The sequence below is a fragment of the Clostridium frigidicarnis genome (assembly GCF_900111985.1).
Lineage (GTDB): Bacteria > Bacillota > Clostridia > Clostridiales > Clostridiaceae > Clostridium_Z > Clostridium_Z frigidicarnis.
The window spans coordinates 1-3,618 of the sequence record NZ_FOKI01000084.1 but is presented as its reverse complement, the minus strand read 5'-3'; the positions used below and the strand labels follow the sequence as shown (position 1 = coordinate 3,618).

The window sequence follows — 3,618 nt, the reverse complement described above, 5'->3', positions numbered from 1 at the left end:
TAAACTATTTTTGCAATAAATTAAGGAGTATGCATGAGCAAAGCTTATGAATGCTCCTTAATTTATTGCGAAGGTATCACCACTAAATTTAATATTTTTTAAGACAAATGGTACAGATATTATTAAATAATAGCAGTGAAACTGCTATGTAAAATTAAAATTAGTTTTATGACCAGCAATTCAAAACATGGCACTTGATATTATTCCAGATAAATAGCATTGATGAATTAGAATAGAGGATTTAAAATTAATATCTTATTTTAGAATGAAGCACTATTACTACAAATGTTAAATACGATTATTCCATAGGTCTAACATTTGTAGGTGTATTTCGCTTTTGGGATTAGTGCTTTTTCTCTTATATTAAACCCTGAGCTAATTAATTAGTCCAGGGTTTTATTGTTGGTATTAAAATAATCAAGTTGACATTAAAATAACAAAAATGTAATGTTAATGAAATATAGTTCAATTGATACTAAAAATGGAATTATATAAAATAAAGTACATGAGATGAAGTTAGAAAGCACTAGTTTAAATAAAGAAAAAAGGGAGAATTAAAAATGAAAAACATATTAAGTGTAGAAAAAATTGAAAAGTATTATGGTAGTAAAGATAATGTAACAAAGGCTATAGATAATATCAGTTTTAAGGTAGATGAGGGGGAGTTCCTTGGGATAATGGGACCTTCAGGAAGTGGTAAAACTACATTGCTTAACTGTATATCAACTATTGATAATGTTACTACAGGTAAAATAATAATAAATAATAAGGATATTACTAGGTTAAAGTCAAAAGAATTAGATAGGTTTAGACAAAATGAGTTAGGCTTTATATTTCAAGATTTTAATCTATTAGATACTCTTACAGCTTATGAAAATATTGCTTTAGCATTAACAATAAAAGGTGAGAAAGCTTTAGAAATAGATGGGAAAATTAAATCAGTAGCAAAATATCTAGAAATTGAAGATGTATTAAAAAAGTATCCCTATCAAATGTCTGGTGGACAAAAGCAAAGGGTTGCTTCGGCAAGAGCAATAGTAACTAATCCATCTTTAGTACTTGCTGATGAACCAACGGGGGCATTAGATTCAAAATCAGCTAGATTATTGCTTGAAAGATTTGAAAGGTTAAATAAAGATTTAAAGGCTACAATACTTATGGTTACTCATGATTCCTTTACAGCAAGTTATGCTCATAGAATACTTTTTATTAAAGATGGAAAAATATTTAGCGAACTCGTAAGAGGAAATGACACTAGAAAAGAATTCTTTAATAAAATTATAGAAGTTATATCACTTCTTGGAGGTGATGACAATAATGTATTTTAAGCTAGCTGTAGGCAATATAAAAAAGAGTTATAAGGATTATACTATATATTTCTTAACACTAATATTAGCTGTTTGTATATTTTATAGCTTTAACTCAATGGATTCACAAAAGGCACTTATTGAGATGAAATCTTCAGGTAAAAATTATATAGCTAAATTAATGGAACTTATGTCTGGTGTATCAGTGTTTGTATCTATAATATTGGGTAGTTTAATATTATACGCAAATAATTTTTTGATAAAAAAACGTAAAAAAGAATTAGGAATATATATGACTTTAGGTATGGGAAAAAGAAAAATATCTAGGATTTTAGTAACAGAAACCTTTATAGTGGGGGCTATATCTTTAATTGCTGGTGTTATATTAGGAATTGGAGCATCACAAGGTTTGTCTACTTTTGCATTAAAGTTATTTGATGTTGGAATGGATGAATATAAGTTTGCTGTTTCAACAAGTGCTATAGGTAAGACTATATTATATTTTGGAATAATGTTTTTACTTGTTATGATATTTAATGTATTTGTTATTTCTAAATACAAAATAATTGATTTACTAACAGCAGGTAGGAAAAATGAAAATATAAAATTTAAAAATCCATTTATATATTTATTATCATTTATTTTATGTGTAGTGTCACTTGGATTTGCATATAAATCCATACTAAAGATAGGCGTGGATTTAAGAGATCCTATGTTTAAGCCAGCATTAGTTATTTCCATAATAGGTACAGTATTATTCTTTTTTAGTTTATCTGGAGTTATACTATATATAGTGAATAAAAACAAGAATGTATATTTCAAAGGATTAAATATATTTGTAGTAAAACAAATAAATAGTAAAGTTAATACAAACTTTATATCAATGTCAGTAATATGTTTAATGTTATTTATTACAATACTTGTATTATCTACAGGAATAAGCCTTAAGAAAGATAATGAAGCTGGACTTGAAAAAGAAACACCTTTTGATGCTAGTATAATAGTATATGCTGATAGTGAAAAAGACAATTTAGAAGATGTATTAGATAAAATTGATTTTAAAAGGAGTAAAAATGAGAAATATGTAGCTTGCAATAAATATCTTTTAGGTGTAAAGGTATGTGATTTATTATCAATTGAAGATAAAGAGTATGATGATGGTGAGGGGACCTTTGTTAAAATATCAGATTATAACAAAATGCTGAAACTTAGAGGTGAAAAAGAAATAAGTCTAAACAAGGATGAAGTTTTACTTATGTCCAACTATAATGTGTTGGTTAAGCCAGTTAATGAAAGGTTAAAAAGTAGTAATAAAGTTAACATTAAAGGAAAAGAGTATTTAGTAAAAAATGATAAAGTAATAGAGGAAAATCTTGAAACTTATTCGATGCCAAATATTTTTTTAACCATAGTTATAAATGATGAATTTTTAGGTGATTATAATAAAATTAGTGTGTCAACACTTAATGTAATGTATTTAGATGAAAATAGAGAAGAGAATAATAAAAAATATGAAGAAATTCAAGATAAATATATAAAAGGTGAGTATAAAGATTTAAACATTCCACGTGTGGGTGCTTATTCAAAGGATGATCGTTATGCTAATAGCAAGAGCGGAACAACAGCAGTATTATTTATTGGAATGTACTTAGGACTAGTATTTTTAATAACCAGCATGGCTGTATTAGCTCTTCAACAGTTGTCAGAAGCCAGTGACAGTATAGAAAGATATAAAGCTTTAAGGAGAATTGGTGCAAATAAAAAAATGATAGACAAAACAATCTTCACTCAAACATTGATATATTTTTCTCTTCCAGTGATCCTTGCATTAATCCATTCAATTATTGGTGTTACATTAGTTAATAAAGAGATAAGTAAGTTTAATGAAATAGATATTAGATTTTCAGCTTTAATAACAGCTTTAATATTTATTGTAGTTTATGCAGGATACTTCTATACAACATATACAGGATATAAAAATATAGTAAAAAATAGTATTTAATTCTATAATAAACATTAAGAATATAAAATTTTAAATATGTGGATGACTTTATTAAGTGACAAATTACAAGTGACAAGTGACAAGTGACAAGTGACAAGTGGCAAGTTATGAGTGACAAGCCTATAGGCCCCCTAATTAGGATGGACAATGTTTACTCAAACAAGATAAAATAGTTTTAAGATGATTAGGAGGTCTAAGGAATGGAGAAAAAAAGATTTACAAGAAAGTTTTCAGAAGATCAAAGAGTTTCATTTGTTAAGGAAGTTTTAGAATCAGGAAGCAATGTTTTAATTGCTAAAAAGTATGATT

General features: G+C 26.8%; 2 protein-coding genes. Both read left to right on the top strand.

Features of this window, described 5'->3' with window-relative positions:
- Nucleotides 1-560 precede the first annotated feature (560 nt).
- Nucleotides 561-1,328, top strand: coding sequence for an ABC transporter ATP-binding protein (locus BM119_RS19285; RefSeq protein ID WP_090043323.1), 768 nt, complete (start codon nucleotides 561-563; stop codon nucleotides 1,326-1,328).
- A complete protein-coding gene (locus BM119_RS19280) occupies nucleotides 1,318-3,309 on the top strand; it encodes an FtsX-like permease family protein (RefSeq protein WP_090043322.1) in 1,992 nt (663 codons plus the stop codon). Before BM119_RS19285 ends, BM119_RS19280 begins: the two co-directional genes overlap by 11 nt.
- The last annotated feature ends 309 nt before the right edge of the window (nucleotides 3,310-3,618 follow it).

Coding starts and splice junctions, on each gene's coding strand:
- BM119_RS19285 (WP_090043323.1), top strand. CDS start 561: ATGAAAAACATATTAAGTGTAGAAAAAATTGAAAAGTATTATGGTAGT.
- BM119_RS19280 (WP_090043322.1), top strand. CDS start 1,318: ATGTATTTTAAGCTAGCTGTAGGCAATATAAAAAAGAGTTATAAGGAT.